This is a genomic window from Alteromonas portus, assembly GCF_005117025.1.
In the GTDB taxonomy this organism is placed as follows: domain Bacteria; phylum Pseudomonadota; class Gammaproteobacteria; order Enterobacterales; family Alteromonadaceae; genus Alteromonas; species Alteromonas portus.
In genome coordinates, this window is record NZ_SWCO01000002.1 from 415,929 (window position 1) to 435,268 (window position 19,340).

The window sequence follows — 19,340 nt, forward strand, 5'->3', positions numbered from 1 at the left end:
AAGCGCCTTATATCAATCACATTTTGTTTTGTGATTATTTTTAATCACATTTTGATATGTGATTGTTTTTGAATTTAGTGATTAAGCGTGTCATAGTGGTAAACGACTCAAGTATTCTTACTCTGAATACACTAGCTGAAGACGGCGCAAGGTAAGTATGAAAAAGAACAACACGGTGAAAGGCGGTCTATCGCGCTATGTTGGTGTGCTGACAGGCGACATCTCGGGTTCTCAATCTTATTCTGATGGTGAAATTAGTAATATCCTTGCTGCACTAAAGCAATATTTAACGAATTACGCCACACGCTATGACGGGCACTTTGATATTTATCGCGGTGACGCATTTCAGTTAGCAGTAGAGCAACCCCAGTATAGTATGCACATCGCTCTTGGACTGCGTTTAGCACTCAAAGCCCACTCATTAAACGTTGATGTAAAAATTAGCGTAGCGGTAGGTGAAGCATACTTTCGCCCAAAAGAAGTGAAAACTGGAACCGGAGAAGCCTTTGTTTTATCTGGGCGGGGCCTTGATACTATTAAACCCTATCACCTTGCTTTTTTTAGCAGCGATGAGCAGCTTGAAAGTAACGTGCAGCTGCTTACACGTTTTGCCGACGCCCACATAAGCGCTTTAACGCAAACCCAGTCAGAAACATTGCTTGCCTACCTTGAAGCCTCTGATAAGAGTCATGAAAACATAGCAGCCATACTTGATAAAAATAGAAGCAATGTGAGTCGAATTCTTAACGCTAGCAATTACAAACTGGTTGCTGAATATCTTACATATATGGCGCAAGCGATAGCTACTAAACAAGAAGAAACTGAGTAATTGGGATCAGAACAGAACAATAAGGAAGCGTAACGTGAAATCGATTAAAACAGTAAAGATTGCCGTTCAAGTAGGTACGTTACATGATTACTGACGCATCTAACGTGACTATGATCACACCTACCTTTATGCATTCTGAGTTGTTAATTGGTTTACTACTTGCACATTTACTTGCCGATTTTTATTTTCAACCATACTCATGGGTAGAGCAAAGAAATGAGCGACATGCCCGGGCGCTACCTTTGTATTTTCATGCACTAATACATGGTGTTTTAGCCATTATTGCACTCGCTCTTTTATCCCCCAGCATTAATATGGTCACCATAGGCATTAGTGCGCTGATATTAGTGGTTTCCCACTTTATAATTGACGTGGTTAAGTCGCATTGCGCCCAAAACATTACGGCCTTTGTTGTCGACCAAATAGCGCACATTGTCGTGATATTGGGTGTGTTTTTATATGCCACAAACCAGTGGCGCGAAGCAGTAGGGCTACTACAGCACGTTGGTGTACCTCATCTGGTGGTGGTTTTGGCGTATTTAGCGGTACTCAAACCTAGCTCCATTATTATTAAGCAACTGCTATCACCTTGGAGTGGTGAAGTATTGGCTAACAAACCAACGTCTTCACATCCCAACGATCCGCCAACAATAAGTACAGAGGCACAGCAAACTTTATCTTTGGCTGGTCAACGAATTGGCTATTTAGAACGTGTACTCATGTTAACGTTTGTGTTGTTAAATCAGTTTTCTGCGATAGGTTTTCTTATTGCGGCTAAATCTATATTTCGCTTTGGCGACCTCACTAAACATCAGGACAGGAAGCTAACAGAGTACGTGCTGCTAGGTACATTCACCAGTGTGGCGATGACAATTGCCATTGGTCTGGCGTGCTCAGCGGTGTTAGGGCACCTACCTATTAAATCTTAGTAATCCGTGATTATCCTCGCAAAATAAATTAAAAGCGCTTAGCTATAACGGCCCCCATCTGCAGTGCAAAGGCTGTTCAACTTAAATCAACTTTGTTTAATTAGCAAAAAGCAATTGTGTATAAAACGTAAAAATGTGCAGGAATTTAGTATTTTTTCAAAAAAATTGAACTAATGGCTATTTTTGTGTTGATTTAACCTAGCTCTCACCCTAACATTCGCCGCCTTATCAAAAGCGATAACTATTATCATTTAGATTTGGGCGAAAAATGAACCACACTTCACACAAAAAAAGTAAAGTTGCTAATGCAATTCTTCTCTCTCTTTTATCAGTAACCTCTACAGTTACTGCCACGTCAGCACTGGCGCAAGAAAACGATGCTGAGACACCAGTAGATTCTCAAGCACAAAGCGCGGAAGAAAACTTAGACGTCATTACCGTTTACGGTCGTCACAATCGTCTAATTCTAGAGTCGGGCACAGCGACTAAATCAAACATGAGTTTGATGGAGACCCCGGCCGCTATCGTGGTGGTTGACGGTACTTTACTAAGAGAGCAGGGCGTAAGCACCCTGCAAGAAAGTATTCGTAACATTAGTGGTTTGAGTCAAGACGGTAACAACTACGGTGTGGGTGATAACTTAGCTATTCGTGGCCTTGGTGTTAACTACACCTTTGACGGCATTTACGCTGGTGCCGATTTGGGCAACAGCTATAACCCTACGCGTTCAATGACCAACATTGAAAGTATTGAAGTGCTAAAAGGCCCGGCTACTGGTCTATACGGCATGGGCGAAGCGGGTGGTATTATTAATCTCATTGAGAAAAAACCACAGTTTCAAGAGGCTTATGAAGTAAAGGCATCGGTAGGAAGCTGGGATAGCTATTCTTTGCTGTTTGATGCTACAGGTGCAATTAACAAAGACCTGGCTTATCGCGTGGTAGCGAACCGTGAACAGTCTGACGGCTATCGCGGACTAAGTGATGAGCGAAGCGAGCTTTATACGTCGCTTAAATACGTTGCATCAAGTGATAACCAGTTCCTATTATCTGCTGCTTATATTGACGACGCTGTGCAAATTGATTCGGTAGGTCATCCTGTTCGTCTTATCGACTTAACTATGTTTGATACTGACGCAGGTAGCTTAACAGGCGCAGATTTAGTTAACGATACTGCAGAATCAGGTGGTTTACAGCTTACCGACGCTCAGCGTGATGAGTTAGCCGCGTCTTTGGTTTCTACCGACGGTGTACAGCCATTTGACTTGGGCGATACTAGCCTTATTTCGCCAATTTCACGCCCGAATGAAGGTGAAGAGTTCCGCATAAAACTGCGTCAAGATTTGGTGATCAGTAGCGACTGGTCTTTAACCCAACAGTTGCAGTATCGTACCTACGAAACTGAATATATTCGCCAAACCAGCGCGTATAACTATGTTTATGTTGACCGTAACGGCACCACAAACCTTGAGCCTCGCTCTCCACTTGTAATTGATGACGTACTATATCCTTATGCAGCGCGTCGCCAAGAGTACCGCAAAATTCAAGCGGAAGAAAAAGTGTGGCAGTATTTCATCGACTTAACGAATACGTGGTCGCTTGGTGATATTCGTGGTGAGCATCTATTTAGCGCAAACTATGAAGACATGGAAGTTAACTATACTCAGTGGTCTATATGGGATGCTGATGATACACGTAGTGATGCTGTGCCTTATATTTTAGATATTCGTAACCCAAATTGGCCCACTGGCACTTTTGAAGACTACAACCCATCGCTTCGTAGCAAATACGATAAAGATGTATCTAGTTGGGGCGTGAGCTTCCAAGAAGTACTGTATTTAAGCGATAGCTTTACAGCGCGAATTGGCGGAGCATACGGTGGCGTGAAGCAGACCTATCAAAACCAATTCAGCGACGGTAACCCAGAATACGATGCCGATGATGATGGTTTCACCTATAACCTAGGTTTAACTTATATGTACAGCGATAGCCTAAGTACATTTATTAACCACTCAAAAGGTCGTACAGCATACAGTGTGCTTGGTTCACTATCAGAAGAAGACAACCGCCCTGACTCAGAATCTGAATCTTGGGATTTAGGTGTACGTTTTACGGCGTTGGACGAGCAGGTAATTGGTTCTGTTGTTGTGTTTGACACGGCTCGTACCAATCTTCAATACAGCAATCCGCTTTATGAAGACAACATTGACGATCCTTCATACAACGTTGATGTACCAGAGTTTTACTACGATGAGCAAGACCGTACAACGGGTGTTGAAGTAGATATCAACTTTGACATAAACGAACAATGGTCATTAAACGCAAACGGTACTTATCAAGAGCCAAGAACTGAGCCCGGCGCCTATGCGACGAGCACTGATGAAGAACAAACCAAAGGTATTGCTGAGAAGTTTGCGAGCACATGGCTAACCTATAGCCATAGCTTTGAAGCTCTTCCTGCGCCGGTTAAGTTCAGCATTGGTGTAACGTATGAAGATGAGCGCACTATTTCAGCTTCAGCGTTTGGCATTGACTACGCGTTCGTAGATTCATACACAGTATGGGATGCGGCAGTTAGCTATGTGTCTGACGACTGGGATGTGCAGCTAAACCTTCGTAACCTAGATAATACTGACTACTACAGCAGTGCTATGTACCTAGGTGGTTTGCCTGGCGAAGAGCGCAACGCGAAGCTTTCTGTGGCTTATCGCTTCTAAATTAGAGAAAGTAATTTGAATAACAACGTAGACATTGCGCTGCGTAGCATAGCCGCCATTTTGGGCGGCTATGCCGTTTCTGCGCTTACTAGCTTTTACTTCGCTTTTATCTTTTTCCACACGTTCAAGCAGCAAGAGGGAGTGGCAATACTAAGTGGTAGTATGGCAAGCTACTTTGTGTTTTTTGCCCTATTTATCGCAAGTTTTGCTATTAAACGCACCTTGAAGTGGTGCGCGTTTTTAATTGCTTTTTCTGCCATTCTTGCCTTGGCGCTTCCGTTAGTTTCACCTCTAAGCAACCCATTATGAAAGCAACATTCAGAAAGAGTATGATCTGGCTACACACTTATTTAGGTGTGATCCTCGGCTGGTTGCTTTTTGCCATATTTTTTACCGGTACGTTAAGCTATTTCACACCGGAAATGACCCGTTACCTGATGCCTGAAAGAGGGCACATTTCCCAAAGTCAGCAATCCATGATTGCTCATTCCTTTGCGTATTTAGGTACACATGCTGGTGAAGCTGACCAGTGGCGAATAGCTTTGCCTTCAGAACGTTCTGCGCATTGGAGTGTGCAATGGCGCGAAGGTAAGCAAAGGAGAACGGTAACCTTTAATAATCAACTCGCTGCAAGTGAAAACGAAACTGAAACTAAAGGTGGCTTGTTTTTTAGGAACTTTCACTACACGTTACAACTTCGAGGCTATGGCGGGCGATACATTGCGGGCATCGCTGCAATGGCTATGCTGCTTGCTATTTTTACCGGAATTTATACACACCGCAGATTTTTTAAAGACTTCTTCACGCTTCGCTCTCAAAAGCTACAGAAGTGGACCACCGACTTTCATGCCTTAGCCGGTATTCTTACTATTCCCTTTTGTATTATGATTTGCCTAAGCGGCATTTTCATTTACGCAATCATGTATTTGCCCTATACAGCTAACGCTAACTTCGAAAAGGGCGAACGAGGCGTAAACAGCCAGATTATTCCTTCACTGCCTAACTTAGCGTTAACGGAAAAAGTCACTGGTGACGACTATTTGTCAAACGTGCAACCTCCTGTACCTAACTACGCTCATATACTAGAAACAATTGCTAACCAGTGGCGCGAGGCCAATCCAATAGCAAGAATTACCGTTGAGGGTGTAGGGTATAAAGATAGTCGCGTAATCGTAGAACGCAGTAAGGCCACAACCGTATCGACCCGTGCAGACCGTTTAGTTTTTGAAACTTATACTGGTAACCCACTTAAAGGCTACGATGACGAAACCTTACCAGCTCAAGTAAGGCGTATTTTGTACGGGCTTCACCAGGCCAACTTCGCCCCCATTGCTATGCGATGGTTGCTATTTGGGTTAGGTATTTTAGGCTGCGCGCTTATTGCCACGGGAAATATTATTTGGGTAGCTCAGCGGAAGAAAAGCGCAAGGCAAAACCCGTTCACTTTGGCGCTTGTGGAAAAAGGCAATGTGGTGGCTGTTGCTGGCTTAATATTGGCCAGCCTATCGTTTTTTATTGCTAACAAATTGATAGGATACAATGTTGCCGGTCGCGCCCAATTTGAAGTGAATGCATTTTTCACGGTGTGGGCATTAAGTGCGGTTCACGCATTTTGGCGAGCGAAAGCTGCTGTTGCGTGGAAGGAGCAGTTCGCGCTAGCAAGCGGGCTATGTTTTTTCACCGTTGTCATAGAGCTCGTGTTATTTAGAGACCGAATAGTAAACAGTATCGAGAATTTAGATAGCGTTTATTTAAGCTTTATTCCTGCTTTTTTCATTTCAGGTATCATCTTGTATTGGGCAGCAAAGAAAATAGGTTTACGTATTATCAAGGCGGAAATAGCCACAAAGAGTACTAAACCTAGCACTTGTGTGAGAAAGGAGCAGAAATGATAACGCTGGTTTTTCTACTACAACTGTTAGGCTTTTTATGTTTAATGTTAGCAATGAACAAACATGCTAAGCAGGCAGGTAATAGTAGGATACTAACACAGGTGTTGCGGGTATTACCCTCGTCACTCTTTACCAAGCTAATAGGCTGGATGTTGCTCATTGCATCTTTGTGCCTAGCAATGGCGAGTATCGAAATTACCAGCATCGCAATGGTTTGGTGGTGCTGCACATTAAGTGCAGCCCTGTTGTCTATAGCCTTATATTTCAGTTCTTTACCTTAATGCTGGAATAACGGCTAGTGTAGCAAAGTGGCAATAGACCCGCTTTGTAAAGGTTTATAGTGTAAGTAACCTTGGATAGCATCGCAGCCCATATCTTTTAAGATAGACTGCTGTGCGCCTGTTTCTACACATTCTCCCAATGTGGTAAGCCCTAAACTCTTAGCAAGCATAATTATTGTATTCACAATGCCATCATTTGAGCCCGAGCAGCCTAACTGTGAAACGAAGCTTCCGTCGATTTTCAGTTTATCAATGGGCAGTGTTCCAATATAGCTTAAACAAGAATACCCTGTTCCAAAGTCATCGATAGAAATCTTAAGGCCTATCTTCTTAAGTTTTTTAAGCGATGTAAGCGCAAAATCGGTAGAACTAATAAAAGAATTTTCTGTTAATTCTATTTCTAAAAGGTGCGGTGGAACGTGATGTTTTTTCAAAATATCGTCTATTTGCTCAGCGCAATCTATTTGAATTAAAAAGCTAGCGGGCAAATTAACGGCCACCGGTACTAGTGTTAACCCGTCATCCAACCAATTTCTAATTTGTTCACACACGCTGGCAATTACCCATGAGGTGATAGGGTTAATTAAGCCTGCTTCTTCTGCAACGGGGATAAACTGGGAAGGAGGTATTTCATTGCCGTTATCATTCCAGCGAATTAGAGACTCTAATCCAATAAGCTTTTGGCTGTGAATACATATCTGAGGTTGATAAACCAACGAAAAGCAGTGCTCTAACTTGATGGCCTGCCTAATGCGACTTTCTAGCGATAGCCTCACCAGAGACTCTTCCAGCATCGCAATGTTAAAGAAACTATAGTGACCTGGCCCTCTTTCTTTAGCATGATACATGCTCGTATCTGCGTGTTTTAGGATCTCAATGCCCGTTTCTAAATTTTGCTGGTGTAACGCAATGCCAATACTGGTAGAGATATGAAGTTGATTAACACTGACAGCCATTGGTTGACTCAAGCTGTCGATAATTCGTGATGCTATTGACGCTAATTCATCGCGGTCGTCAATACCTTCAAGCATAACCACAAATTCATCTCCACCCCATCGGCACACACAATCTTGTTTAGTGATAATTGACGTCAGCTTTTCTGCCACAATAACCAGTACTTCATCACCAATATCGTGGCCAAGGGTATCGTTAATAAGCTTGAATCGATCTAGGTCGAGGAACAAAATAGAGAGCGCTGAATTGTTTTTATTAGCATTCAGCACGGCTTTATCTAGCTTTTCTACAAATAAATGCCTGTTGGGAAGTTGCGTGAGGGCATCATAGTTTGCCCGTTGGTAAAGTTGGCGGGTTCTTAATTCAACTAGCCTTTCAAGCTCAGTATTTTGCGTTTTTAATTGTGTTTGATGATGCTCTACCGTCGCAAGTATATCGTTTACACCGTTAAACAACTCGCCCAGTTCATCTGTTCGTTGATCGGGCAGACGTACTGAGTATTCGCGGTCAGTCCCAACCGCTTTTACTAATGAAATAAGCTGTTGGATTGGCTTGGTAAGTAAGCGCTGAAGACGCCAGTGAAAAAGATAAGTTAACAGCATACTTGCTAAAAGAACGCCAACTACCACGTACATAGCATGTTCTTGTTTTGCTTCTAGCGAAGAGGTGCTTGCGCTAAGTATTAAATAACCGATGACGTCACTGCTAAACTCAATGGGTTTTAAGTAGTGGATTATATGATCACCGAACGTTGCTCCTTCAAGAAGAAGTGAGGGAGGTTTATGTTCGACAATTTCATCCATGGTATAGCTTGCGATGACATCTTCGTTAGCATCATAAATTTTAGCACTCTTTATTGCTGGTAGTTTAGATGCCGCGTCTAATAACTCTTGAGTTGTATCTGTATCAGCAAAAAGAACGGAGGTACTTGTGGCCGAAGCAAGAAGCGTTGACTGGTTATCTAATACATCAACTAGGTTACTTTTATAATCTTCAACAAAGTTACTGTATAGCAGTCCCGCCACCAGACATAGGGAAAAAAAGTTAACAACAAGAACCGTAAAAAGCTGTTTAGTGAAAAACGAGGAACGTTGAAACATTATTTCACCCTCGCAACTTGAATAAGTTTTGAACTAATTTTGACATTAAGTTCTTGTGCTTTTTCTAAATCAATCTCGAACCTAAGCTTTTGCTCCTCTACGAAAAAACGTATTACCGGAGATACTTCCAACATTACATCGTTAGACGTCACCAAGACACTGTTGTGGAAATGTTCGTTACTTAATCCCTCGCCGTCGGTTAAATAGATAATGTCACAGGTGTTGCTTTCATTCGTGTCAGATACCACAACCGTAGGCTTATCTTTTTCCCTTGATGTAATGAGCGCAACTAAAAAAGACTCAAGCTCAGGACTTCTATGTACACAGAAATGAATTGGGCCGTTATTTGTGTCACCCCAGCTAATAAACTTTGTAAAATTAAACATGTAAGCCGCTTTAAGCTTATCAATTTTTTGCAGTTCAGCCGACGCATAAGTCAACAGGGAACAATAGGCAACTGTTACCCACAAGCATTTGACGGCGAATCTTAAAAAAAGACTAATCACACGGAGCGCTTAAAAAAACGTTGTCATCTGAAATCCGAAACGCCATAACTCTTTTGGTTGAGGACCATTCAGATGTTGGTAGACGGGCTTACTTCCACTCAGTTGAAGCTGTAGCCAATCAGCGACCGAGTGATTTATGCCACCGAATAACCTCACTTTACTGCCGCCATAAAGGTCTGGGTTAGTGATCCCAGCTGGGTAGGGGAATTGGCCCTCTACTGTTATTTCTTCGTCGCGCCCGTGAATTGCATCTGCGTAGCTAAATTCTGCGCCAGCAAATAGCGTAGTGCTTTGAGAAATAATAAAATTATATTTGCTGTTTAATTCGTAATTGTTGCCCAAACGATAGTTTCTATCGTTGTCGCCACTACGGATCCTAGCTGAAAACATAATTGAAAATGGGTAACGCCCCTTATTTTGAAAACCAATTTCAACAGGGAAGTCAAAAGTGCCTGAACCTAATTGCATTGTATAGGGAAGCTGCTGATCTCCCGCAGCCCTTGGTGTATCGCCTTGTTCGTCGATTGAACCAGTAGGAAAACTAACCCCGCCACTAAGCCAGATACTATAGCCATCGGTAGACGCTAGCTCATAAAGCCCTGTAACCACGACATCACCTAAGCCTTCAGACGAAATCAAAAATTCATCGTAGCCCGGAACGACACTGACATGATCGGTTTCTTGTCGAATGAGAGGGATTTGTAAACCAAGTTTGATGTCTTTTTGAACCTGATAGCCTATTTGAACTATCTTTGCATACTGATTGATAACAGTGGGTACAACGGGAAAGTTCTTGTCTGTCCTGGTATCTTCGCCTGGGGTAAATAATACGTCTGCTAGTGAAACCTCACTATCGTCAATCATATACCCGTCGAATTCAGCTGCTTTAAATTGTAAAGATACCGTCCATTTACGCTCGTTGAGTTCATCTGATGAATCATTAACATTAACATCTAGCAAATCTTGGAAGCTCATTTCTGCAAACTCTGAAGGCGTACTTTGTGCAAAAGCGCAGGTTGAAAATGCAAAGAAAAGGCACGAAGAAAAAAAGGTATATTTCATTGTTTAGCCGGAAAGAAAACGATATGAAAATTATAGGCTATTCGCGCGTTTTTTATAATGACTTAAGATTAGTCTTTTGTAGTATATCTATAAGAAAATAGATAATTTTTAATTCGTTAGCGTACAAAAGGCACTGCTTAAAAACAGTGCCCTACAGAATTGTAGCTAAAATGAAGCGCTAAAAGCGATAGGCGGCTGTTAACCTAAAGCGCTGGGGTGCACCAGGTTCAACCCATACGTCAGCAAAAGAGTTTGTATAAAACTCTTCATCAAATAGGTTATCTACCGAAACTTTAACCGATAAGTTCTCTATAGGCTCTATTTCAGCAAACGCACGAACCGTGGTGTAGCTGGGTAAATAGAAGTCAGTAGCGGTTTGACCTAAACGCTTATCTACATACAACAGGCCTGAACCAATACGAGCTGGCATATCAGCAAAACTAAGGCCTTTGCTCAATTGAATGCTCAGTTGGTTTTCTGGCACGTTAATGAGTGGGTCACCAGATTCAATGGCTGCAACAAAATTAGCGTCCGCCGCATCGTTTGTACTCTCTGCATCAACAAAGGTGTACGATACCCAAAGCGAAATATCATTTTCAAATTCAGCATTAATATCTAGCTCAACACCACGACTGCGCGCTTCGCCAGCCGGGGTAAGAAAGAAGCCGTCAGATGCTTCCTCGCTGTCATCAAACACCAAAATGTTGCTTTGCTCGATATTAAACACAGCGAAAGTAACGTCACCACGTATATTATTGAACATTGACGTAAGATCGGCCTTAACCCCGATTTCCGCTGATTTCGATTCATTCGGTTCAAACGGGTTTCCGGCGAAATCTGAGCCTGTCAGTTGTCGGAAACCTTCACCGTAGGTTGCGTACACACTCGTGGTGTCATCAAACAAGTAAACAGCACCCACTTGTGGAGAGAAGCGCGTGTCGTCCTGTGATGTAGTACTTACAGGGGACGCTAAGCGGTTATCAATTTCCTGCTCGAACTTATCGAAGCGGCCGCCCAGTCTAATTTGGAACTTATCAGTGATGTTGATTTGGTCTTGAAAATAGATACCCCAAGCCTCTTGAACTTCAAAACGGTCCAAATTGTCAGACAATTCAACGTCCGGAAGCGGTGAGTAATCAGGATTGAAAATATCAACCACCAAGTACTGATCTAAATCCAAGTCGTTAATGTCAGTATCGCTTGAAAAGAATGGGGGGCGGTAGCGCAGAATAATCTGATCATTTTCAAATTTGTCGTAGTCAGCACCAATAATCACGCGATGGGTGAGCGACCCAGTATCGAAATGCCCCGCGATTTCACCACGTAAAACGAAGTAATCGGTTTGAAAATTACGGTAGCGTTTAAAACGTGACAGCAAAGCTTGATTGGGATCGATAAACAACGTTTGGCGACCATCGAAATTGTTTTCTAATGCGTTACCTTCGAAAGTGGTATCGCGCAAGCCAGCACCCAAAAGCAGGTTCCATTCGTCAGCAAGTTTATGGGAAATTTCTATTTGATGACCAACTACTTCAGTATCGATGGTGTCGCCACTAGGATCGCCAGTAAAGGTTTCAATTGGCTGATGGCCCAATTCACCATCAATGGCCACAACCCCACGGTCAAAAGGAATTTTTTGTTCGGTGTATTCGAGTTCATACGTGATCTTGGTATCTGCCGACGCTTCCCACGTTACGGATGGGTAAAATCCGAAACGCTCAGTCTCTACTATATCGCGAAAACTTTCTGCATCTTCATAAAAGCCTACTAAGCGTACGCCTACATCTTCAGCGCTGCCTGCCACGGTTTGTACATCAGCCTCAATACGCTTCTGCGACCAGCTTCCGTAAGTCGCTTTAATTTCACCACCTTGACGGAACTGAGGGCGCTTTGTAACAAGGTTTACCGCTCCACCTGGTTCTCCACGACCAAACAGCGCTGCCTTCGGGCCTTTTAATACTTCAACATGATCAATGCCAGATAAATCACGAGGTCCGCCAAAGCCGCGTCCTGCGTTAAAACCATTTACTAAAAAACCACTAGGTAAGTTCTCGTCACCTGAAAAACCGCGTATAGCAAAGCTGTTCCAAAGGCCGCCAAAATTATTTTGCCTTGCTACCGAGGCGGATAAGTCTAATGCGTCGTTAAGGTTGATAGCGCCTGCATCATTCATTAATCTGAGATCGATATCCTGCGCGGCGGCGGGCACTTCTTTATACTCAAACGCCCCTTGATATGCCCGATGCATCCCGTGAACAGTAATCTTCTCTACATTTGCTTCTGATTGATCATCAGTGTTTTGCGCATATGCAGAAACATTCAAAAGCGATGCAATAGAAATGGCGAGGGTAGATTTTACCCAACTAGTCTTCATGAGTGTTTTCCTGTTTCTTACTTACTTGTGGTGAAAATTGGGGTAGCTGTTTAAAACTGGCAGTTGAAAAGTCAGGAGCTTCAAACAAATGGTGGTAGTAAAATTTGCGCAGCGACGCATGAAACTCGCGAACATTATTTTCGTAGTTGACCATGGCTTGAACATCGGTATCGGCCGCACTTGTTAATAAGCGTTGCGTTAACAAAGATGGCGATAGCAGAGCAACATAGCTGGCAATTTCATCTTTGCGCAGTGTGGCGGCTTGGTAAGACTCTGAAAGCCCCTTTGCTGTTTGATCGCCAACTTGTTGAAATGCGTAGTACCACTTCCAGTTAAACGAACTGTCTCGCTGCGGGTCGAAATCGGTTTTATCCGCCCACTGTGGGTGAGTTTCAATAAACGCTTGCCATGTATCTTCAACAGGTTTGTCCCATGCGCTGTTAACGGCCTCTCGCTGCGTAAGCACAATGTCACCGCCCTCAGGTGTATCAACAGACGCGTTAATTATGGTGTGTCCGGTAACAGGCACAATAACAGTTGTGACAAGCCATACGCCTAACATGATTGAGGCCAGATGTGTGGCACTGAAATGAGCAAAACGCTTAGCAGCACCTATGGCAAGAACAATGGCACTCCATATAATGATGCTGCCAATGACTATGGCGCAAACCGTTAGAATTGAAGCCACAGACGCGCCATTGACCACACTAAAGGCAATAAGAGGAATAAGTGTTGCCAGTACTAAGGGAACTAGGGTTACCAGTACACGTGATGACCAAATAGCATGTGAATTACGTGCGGTTACATTAAGTAAGTCAAAACGGCGTGCCTCGCGTTCCTTCGCCTTTAAGTCGTAAAGCAGCAAAATGATAAACAGGGGCAGTAGTACACTGGTAACAAACGCAAAGTCAAAGCGCCCTAAGAAAGCAAGTTCTGGATTGTCTGTATCGCTTTCGTAAATCTGACCTTCGAGTGCGAGCATTCGAATGCGGTGCTTCCACGGAAACACATCGCGCTCTCCTACGGCAGCAAACGCCAACGGTGAGGGTGGGGCATAAGTCAAATGAAAGGCGTAATAGGCAACCATGCCGTAATTGGATTGGTGAGTAAGGACAGCGTTGCGTTCTGTTTCATCTTTCTTTAACAGGCGCTCTATTGTGGCTTGCTGCTCTTGCATTTCCGCATAGCCTGACCATAACGAAACCGAGCTTAGAAGAAACACGACTAAAAGCGTTAGTTTTATCTGGCGATGACCAAATACGAAACCCGCTTCTCGTTTAATATCACTAAAACGGATCATGGATTTAACCTCCTAACTGCAGCTTGTAGAAGTAATGCGGTAAGTCCCATCCAAAGCAATAGCTGCACAAAATAAATAAATGCGTTACTTATGCGTGTGCTTCCAGCTTCGGGTTTAAAATCAAACTCTGCTAACATCGACCAGTTGTCAGCGCCAACCACAGCTTTGTCTGCTGCCTCTTCACTGGCATTGCGGTTCATATCTAATTTGTAGTCGAGTTTTTCAGCGTGAACCTTGTTCAAAGCCTGAACAAAATCAAGCCTTAATGTCTCCGCTTCTCTCAAAAAGCGGTGATGTGTTTCAAGGCTAGTTCCAGCAAGAATTGTAGAAATAGAGCGCACAGCTACGGTAGGGGAGAGCCAGCCAAACTGACGTGCTATTTGGGCTTGTTCTAACTCTTCGGACATGCGGGTTTCAGCAAACTCATTGAGTACTTTGGCTTGTCGGCCTTCTGAGTACTGGGCAACAATGCCCCTGAAATTCACGGGTAAGTCATCAACTGAATCTACATTATATTTGGCTAGTAAATCTTCTTTTAGCTTTTTGAATGCAGGGTCGTTAACGTCGTGACCGTCGCCTAAACTTCTAAGCTTTTCTTCCACTTTGAAATCGGCTTCAAGTTTTCCCATTGAAGGAGCAATGTTAGTGGCGACACTGCTTCCTAAACGAGGTAGCAACACACAAGCGCTCATCCAAATGACAATAAGTACGGTAAAGCTAACGCTGCTTTTTTCAAATATGGCCGAGCACGCAGTTACTACCGTGGCCCACAGTAAAAAGTAAACCACATAACTAAGACAAAAGAGCATAACAACGAGCGCACTTTCGTTTGAAAATAAGACATAAAAACAGGCAAGCAGCAGCGGGAGTAAAAATAGGCTGCTTGCGGTTATAAGCGCCAAAAGTTTACCTAAAAGCAATTCCCACCGTGAGGTGCCTTGAGAAAGCAATAAAGTAAGTGTGCCCGCCTCGCGCTCTCGCGTTACGCTGCCGTAGCCAATCAGAATAATAAATAAAGGTGCAAGTACCAGCGCTAGAAAACTAGGGGTTAAGCTGCTAAATCGCGTAAGTCCAGCGGATTGGCGTTGCTCTGCAAACATTGCGCTGTTTTGACGGTGCCCTTCTAAAAATATAGCGTTCCCCGTGTAGGTATCGACACCGGGTTCAATTACGCTAAGTGGAGTGGGGGCGCGAAAAACGTAATGACCGTAATGCACCATGCGATGTGGATGTTTATCGGGCTGAGCTTTAAAACGTTGTTCAGCTTCTGTTTGAAGGTGGTCTCTGGCGTGAGCAGCCTCATTAATGTGAAAGGCATTGACCACGAGTGCTGCAATGGTAAGTATGGCGCCTAGCAGTAAAACGGTGGCCGCTACTTTTGTTCGCATCCAATAGCGCCACTGTTCTGCACAAATTATTGTAGCAACATTCAGTATCATACATTACGCCCTGCAAATGCTGCGTGAACGGCTTCAGTATCTATTGGCGTATCGCCAGCACGCTCGAAAGAACCGGTTAATTTACCGTTACTTAAAAGCACAATACGGTGAGCCACTTGGCACGCACCATATACGTCGTGAGTTACCATAAAAATGGTAGCGCCGCCTGCCGCTAACTCTGACACTAGCGCATTAAATTCGTCAATGGCCGCTGGATCTAGCCCAGATGTAGGTTCGTCTAAAAACAGCACAGGCGCGTTGCGCAATAGCGCCAAGGCAATTGCCGTTTTCTGACGCATGCCTTTTGAATAATGAGATAGCGCCTTATTCCACGAATCTTCTTGAAGTGCGACCTTGCGAAGCGCGGCGAACATATCGTCGTCAGACTTATCTACCCCAGCAACTGACAGGAAATAACGAATATTTTCTACGCCGGAAAGATGGCCGTATAAGGTGACAGATTCGGGTAAGTAGGCAACAGACTTTTGAACTTGGTTTGGCTGGGTAGAGGCGTTATGCCCTAGCACAGTAGCGCTACCGCTATTTGCTTTCATAAGCCCTAGAAAAGTTTTAAGGGTGGTAGATTTACCCGCACCATTTCCACCTAACAGTGCAAATACTTCGCCTTTACCTACATTAAAATTGAGATTGTCTAGAAGCGTGCGATCGTCAACACGTACGGTAAGCGCATCCGCGCAGATTACTGAATTTGTTTGCATTGTATAACGTGCCGTAACAGAAAATTTTGCGCAATGTTATATTATAACTAAATGATTGGGAATACGTTTTACTTCAAAGTGAGAGTGGAATGACCAATCAAGGGACTAAAGCAGGGCGTAACAGAAAAGTGTCGAAGTTATGAATGAAAAGAGCATGCCAATGAGTATATGGCTATCTCATTGAATTTAAGCTTTCTATTTTTATCAAAGATTTTTCCACTTTTACCGAATTGTGTGAAATTATTAGTTTGCTTTACCTGTCTTTTAGCAACACCAATAAATGCTATTTACCTATGAAATTAAAAGAGAGTCATAATGGAATTTACACATAAGCGCACCATTCAAATTACAGCGTCGTTATTATTACTACTAGCAATAACACAGGCTGTTTTTACAGCGCTTTACAGCGGCGGAATTAGCTTTTCAAGACAGTATGCCTGGGGATTTGAAGCAACTATTTTTACCGTGCTAGTTGCTTTTGCAAGTACCGCAATGGTGCAAGCTAAAGAGGCGCAACTAGGTTGGTCGGCTATTGCTTTTAGTGCAGTGCTTAATATAGTGCAGGTGAGTATCGGCCTAACGTTATTTTCAACCTTCGGCCAAGTTGCTGGCGCAGTAGAAGGGGCTAAGCCTTTAATCGGCGGCGTGGTGTCTTTATCTTTCATGATTTACTATACGGCAAAACTATTGTTAGGCTTAGCAGCCGTTGTTTTCGGCCTATCACTTCTAGCAAAAGGCGGTAAAGCAATTGGCGGCCTTACAACTGTAGCCGGCGCAGTAGCTATGCTTGCCAATACCATATTGATTATATTTGGTCGTGATGGATTTTTACCATCAGGTGTAGCTGGCGCTTCAGGTATGATTGCAACGTTACTGTTGGCTATCTGCTTAATAAGCCTAAACCGCAAATCAGACTAGGGCTTAATAACTTTCAAACAAAGTACTTTATTAAGTAAAACATTGGAGCTTGTAAGGGAGCGGTGGGGATGTGAACAGCTGCATAGTGTTCAGCGCATCCAACCTGTCGCTAACAGTTCCACTAAGTTTCTGGTGTTGTAACCCACTGTAATACTGCGATGCGTCACATAACATTGTGTCGCTTCTAATGTTATTCAGTGTGTGAATGCTACTATATGCTCTCAGAACTTGCGGGTCTAGATGAGGGTAAGTTACTGAAATTGAGACATAAAAAAAGACGTCCTAGAACGTCTTTTTTTATTGAATTGGTGGAGCTGGCGGGATTTGAACCCGCGTCCAGAAAATGTCTACCTTTGGTACTACATGCTTAGTTTGTCATTTATTTAACTGCTTGGAACTCCGACAAACAGGATTTCCTTGCAGCTGGCCTAATACTGTTTCGCGGTTCACCCTTAGACAAGGTTCCCTCGCTATCCTACTTGGATGACCTTCCGAATCCCCGCTAGCAGGAAAAGACTAGGGTGGAAGGGCCTATGCCGGTTATTAAGCGGCTAGTGCGTATGTTTCGTCGTTTGCGACTATTTAAATGCGGCTTTTTAAGAGGCAAACCGCTCCTCTGCATGCACCTCCGGCTTCCTAGATCCTGTCGAATCCTAATCAGCCCCGAGTGTGATTTTCAATAATAGCACAATTGTTACATGGTTAAATACATTCTTTTGAAAATTACTTTAAATTTTAAGGGTTTGGCTATAAATCAACCAAAAATAACATCTAGTTTTTCAAAAGCTTACCAGTGTGAACTACAGTTGAAGCTGCGCTTGCACCGTAACGCACAAACAATGAGTATTACCGAACTTACTTAGATATGGGGTACGCATGCCTAAATTTCAAGGCCGAGCGCCCAAAGGACATGCAAAACAACGTAATTATTAAATTTCGATAGCGCTTTTTATCTGATTATTTTAGCAAATTTTTAAGGAAATAGTGCTGATGTAATGATGCAATTAGTACCAAGAACCATTAAAGTACGTCAGCATAATTAAAAGGCTTGTAGTGTAAATGTCTTCAGATTCCATATTGTATTCTCCGTATACCTTGCCGTGTGGCATAACGGCGCGAAACCGTCTTGTTAAAGCTGCAATGGAAGAGAACATGTCGAGTTTGGGAAATGTTCCCGGCGAGTCTTTGTACTCACTATATCGATATTGGGCCCATGGTAATTTGGGCATGGTGATAACGGGTAATGTGATGGTTGATAAAAGTGCCATGACAGGGCCTGGTGGCGTTGCACTAGAAAAAGATACCGACATTGCGCCGTTTCAAAAGTGGGCAAAAATCATTAAGTCTAATGGCGCTTTAGCCATAATGCAGATTAACCATCCTGGTCGACAGGTATTTAAAGCGATGAAAGGCAAAGCTATTGCGCCTTCTGCTGTACCGCTTGATATGGGCAAGCACTCTAAGTTGTTTGCTCAACCACGTGAAATGACCTGCCAAGACATTCACGATGTGTGCAAACGGTTTGTTCAAACTGCTAAGCAAGCTGAAAAAGCCGGGTTTGATGGCGTTGAAATTCACGCCGCTCACGGTTATTTACTTACGCAGTTTTTATCACCGCTTACTAATCAGCGCCAAGACGAGTGGGGCGGTTCTATTATTAACCGCGCTCGCTTGCTAATAAATATAGTCAGTCAGGTTAGAGCGGTTTGCGCTAAAGACTTCATTGTTATGGTTAAGCTTAACTCTGCAGATTTTCAGAAAAATGGCTTTTCTTTCGATGATGCCTGTGAAGTGGTTAACCGCTTGGAAGCCTTGGGTGTTGATGTTGTAGAACTGTCTGGCGGTAGTTATGAAGCGCCCGCGATGCAAGGGCAAACTCGCGATAATACTACCCTTGCCAGAGAGGCCTACTTTTTAGAGTTCGCACAGGCCTTGGTAAGTAAAACTGAGATTCCACTTATGACTACAGGTGGTATCAAAAGAGCCGAAGTAGCAGAAGAAGTGATTGAACAAGGCTGCGCTCTGGTGGGATTAGCCAGTGCCCTTGCTATTACGCCCGACTTAGCGAAAAAGTGGCAGCAAGAGTGGACTTACTCAGGCATTATTCCCCATTGTGCTTGGAAAGATAAATCGTTGGCTAGTCTTGCAAATATGGCGATGGTACGAAGACAACTGAGACGCCTTGGAAACAACCTAACCACACTACGAGATCCCTCTCCGCTATGGAGCCTTGTTCTTGATATGCTGCATCGCAAGAAAATGACGAAACGGGATGTGGGTTGACGCAAACAGAAGACTAGAACGGCTTGCCGTGTAATTTT

General features: G+C 43.5%; 15 protein-coding genes and 1 other RNA gene. 8 read left to right on the forward strand and 8 right to left on the reverse strand.

Translation table 11 applies throughout. The annotated features are described in order from the left end of the window. The first annotated feature begins 157 nt into the window (after window positions 1-157). From E5672_RS05865 to E5672_RS20120, 6 genes are all read left to right on the forward strand, one after another. On the forward strand, window positions 158-829 hold the full coding sequence (locus tag E5672_RS05865; protein ID WP_136781340.1) for a hypothetical protein: 672 nt from the start codon (window positions 158-160) through the stop codon (window positions 827-829). 83 nt (window positions 830-912) lie between these two features. After that, window positions 913-1,758 (forward strand): DUF3307 domain-containing protein, encoded by an 846-nt coding sequence (locus tag E5672_RS05870; protein WP_136781341.1) that lies wholly within the window; start codon window positions 913-915, stop codon window positions 1,756-1,758. Window positions 1,759-2,026: 268 nt separating this feature from the next. Continuing rightward, on the forward strand, window positions 2,027-4,474 hold the full coding sequence (locus E5672_RS05875; RefSeq protein WP_136781342.1) for a TonB-dependent receptor: 2,448 nt from the start codon (window positions 2,027-2,029) through the stop codon (window positions 4,472-4,474). A 15-nt stretch (window positions 4,475-4,489) separates the two neighbouring features. Next, a complete protein-coding gene (locus tag E5672_RS05880; protein WP_136781343.1) occupies window positions 4,490-4,783 on the forward strand; it encodes a hypothetical protein in 294 nt (97 codons plus the stop codon). Continuing rightward, the gene (locus tag E5672_RS05885; RefSeq protein WP_136781344.1) at window positions 4,780-6,366 is read left to right on the forward strand and encodes a PepSY-associated TM helix domain-containing protein; all 1,587 of its coding nucleotides are present in this window, start codon (window positions 4,780-4,782) and stop codon (window positions 6,364-6,366) included. The genes E5672_RS05880 and E5672_RS05885 overlap by 4 nt, the downstream gene beginning before the upstream one ends. Further along, window positions 6,363-6,647, forward strand: coding sequence for a DUF3325 family protein (locus tag E5672_RS20120; protein WP_136781345.1), 285 nt, complete (start codon window positions 6,363-6,365; stop codon window positions 6,645-6,647). The genes E5672_RS05885 and E5672_RS20120 overlap by 4 nt, the downstream gene beginning before the upstream one ends. A gap of 14 nt (window positions 6,648-6,661) precedes the next feature. Here E5672_RS20120 and E5672_RS05895 read toward each other — a convergent pair whose 3' ends face one another. From E5672_RS05895 to E5672_RS05925, 7 genes are all read right to left on the reverse strand, one after another. Next, window positions 6,662-8,701 (reverse strand): bifunctional diguanylate cyclase/phosphodiesterase, encoded by a 2,040-nt coding sequence (locus E5672_RS05895; protein WP_136781346.1) that lies wholly within the window; start codon window positions 8,699-8,701, stop codon window positions 6,662-6,664. Further along, on the reverse strand, window positions 8,701-9,207 hold the full coding sequence (locus tag E5672_RS05900) for a YfiR family protein (RefSeq protein ID WP_276606285.1): 507 nt from the start codon (window positions 9,205-9,207) through the stop codon (window positions 8,701-8,703). Before E5672_RS05900 ends, E5672_RS05895 begins: the two co-directional genes overlap by 1 nt. Before the next feature lie 9 nt (window positions 9,208-9,216). After that, on the reverse strand, window positions 9,217-10,269 hold the full coding sequence (locus tag E5672_RS05905) for a hypothetical protein (protein WP_136781348.1): 1,053 nt from the start codon (window positions 10,267-10,269) through the stop codon (window positions 9,217-9,219). A gap of 178 nt (window positions 10,270-10,447) precedes the next feature. Continuing rightward, window positions 10,448-12,643, reverse strand: coding sequence for a TonB-dependent siderophore receptor (locus E5672_RS05910; protein ID WP_136781349.1), 2,196 nt, complete (start codon window positions 12,641-12,643; stop codon window positions 10,448-10,450). After that, window positions 12,633-13,943: a DUF3526 domain-containing protein gene (locus tag E5672_RS05915; RefSeq protein ID WP_136781350.1), complete on the reverse strand. Its 1,311-nt coding sequence runs from the start codon at window positions 13,941-13,943 to the stop codon at window positions 12,633-12,635. The genes E5672_RS05910 and E5672_RS05915 overlap by 11 nt, the downstream gene beginning before the upstream one ends. Beyond that, on the reverse strand, window positions 13,940-15,382 hold the full coding sequence (locus E5672_RS05920; protein WP_136781351.1) for an ABC transporter permease: 1,443 nt from the start codon (window positions 15,380-15,382) through the stop codon (window positions 13,940-13,942). Before E5672_RS05920 ends, E5672_RS05915 begins: the two co-directional genes overlap by 4 nt. After that, complete coding sequence (locus E5672_RS05925; protein WP_136781352.1) at window positions 15,379-16,101, reverse strand: ABC transporter ATP-binding protein; 723 nt, start codon at window positions 16,099-16,101, stop codon at window positions 15,379-15,381. The genes E5672_RS05920 and E5672_RS05925 overlap by 4 nt, the downstream gene beginning before the upstream one ends. A 315-nt stretch (window positions 16,102-16,416) precedes the next feature. On the opposite strand from E5672_RS05925, the gene E5672_RS05930 reads away from it, so the two are divergent. Further along, complete coding sequence (locus E5672_RS05930; protein WP_136781353.1) at window positions 16,417-17,019, forward strand: thiamine biosynthesis protein ThiC; 603 nt, start codon at window positions 16,417-16,419, stop codon at window positions 17,017-17,019. 306 nt (window positions 17,020-17,325) lie between these two features. Here E5672_RS05930 and ssrA read toward each other — a convergent pair. Next, window positions 17,326-17,684: a transfer-messenger RNA gene (gene ssrA, locus E5672_RS05935) on the reverse strand. 394 nt (window positions 17,685-18,078) lie between these two features. Here ssrA and E5672_RS05940 point away from each other — a divergent pair. After that, entirely contained in the window at window positions 18,079-19,302 is a 1,224-nt protein-coding gene (locus E5672_RS05940; protein ID WP_136781354.1) for an NADH:flavin oxidoreductase/NADH oxidase family protein, read from the forward strand. The last annotated feature ends 38 nt before the right edge of the window (window positions 19,303-19,340 follow it).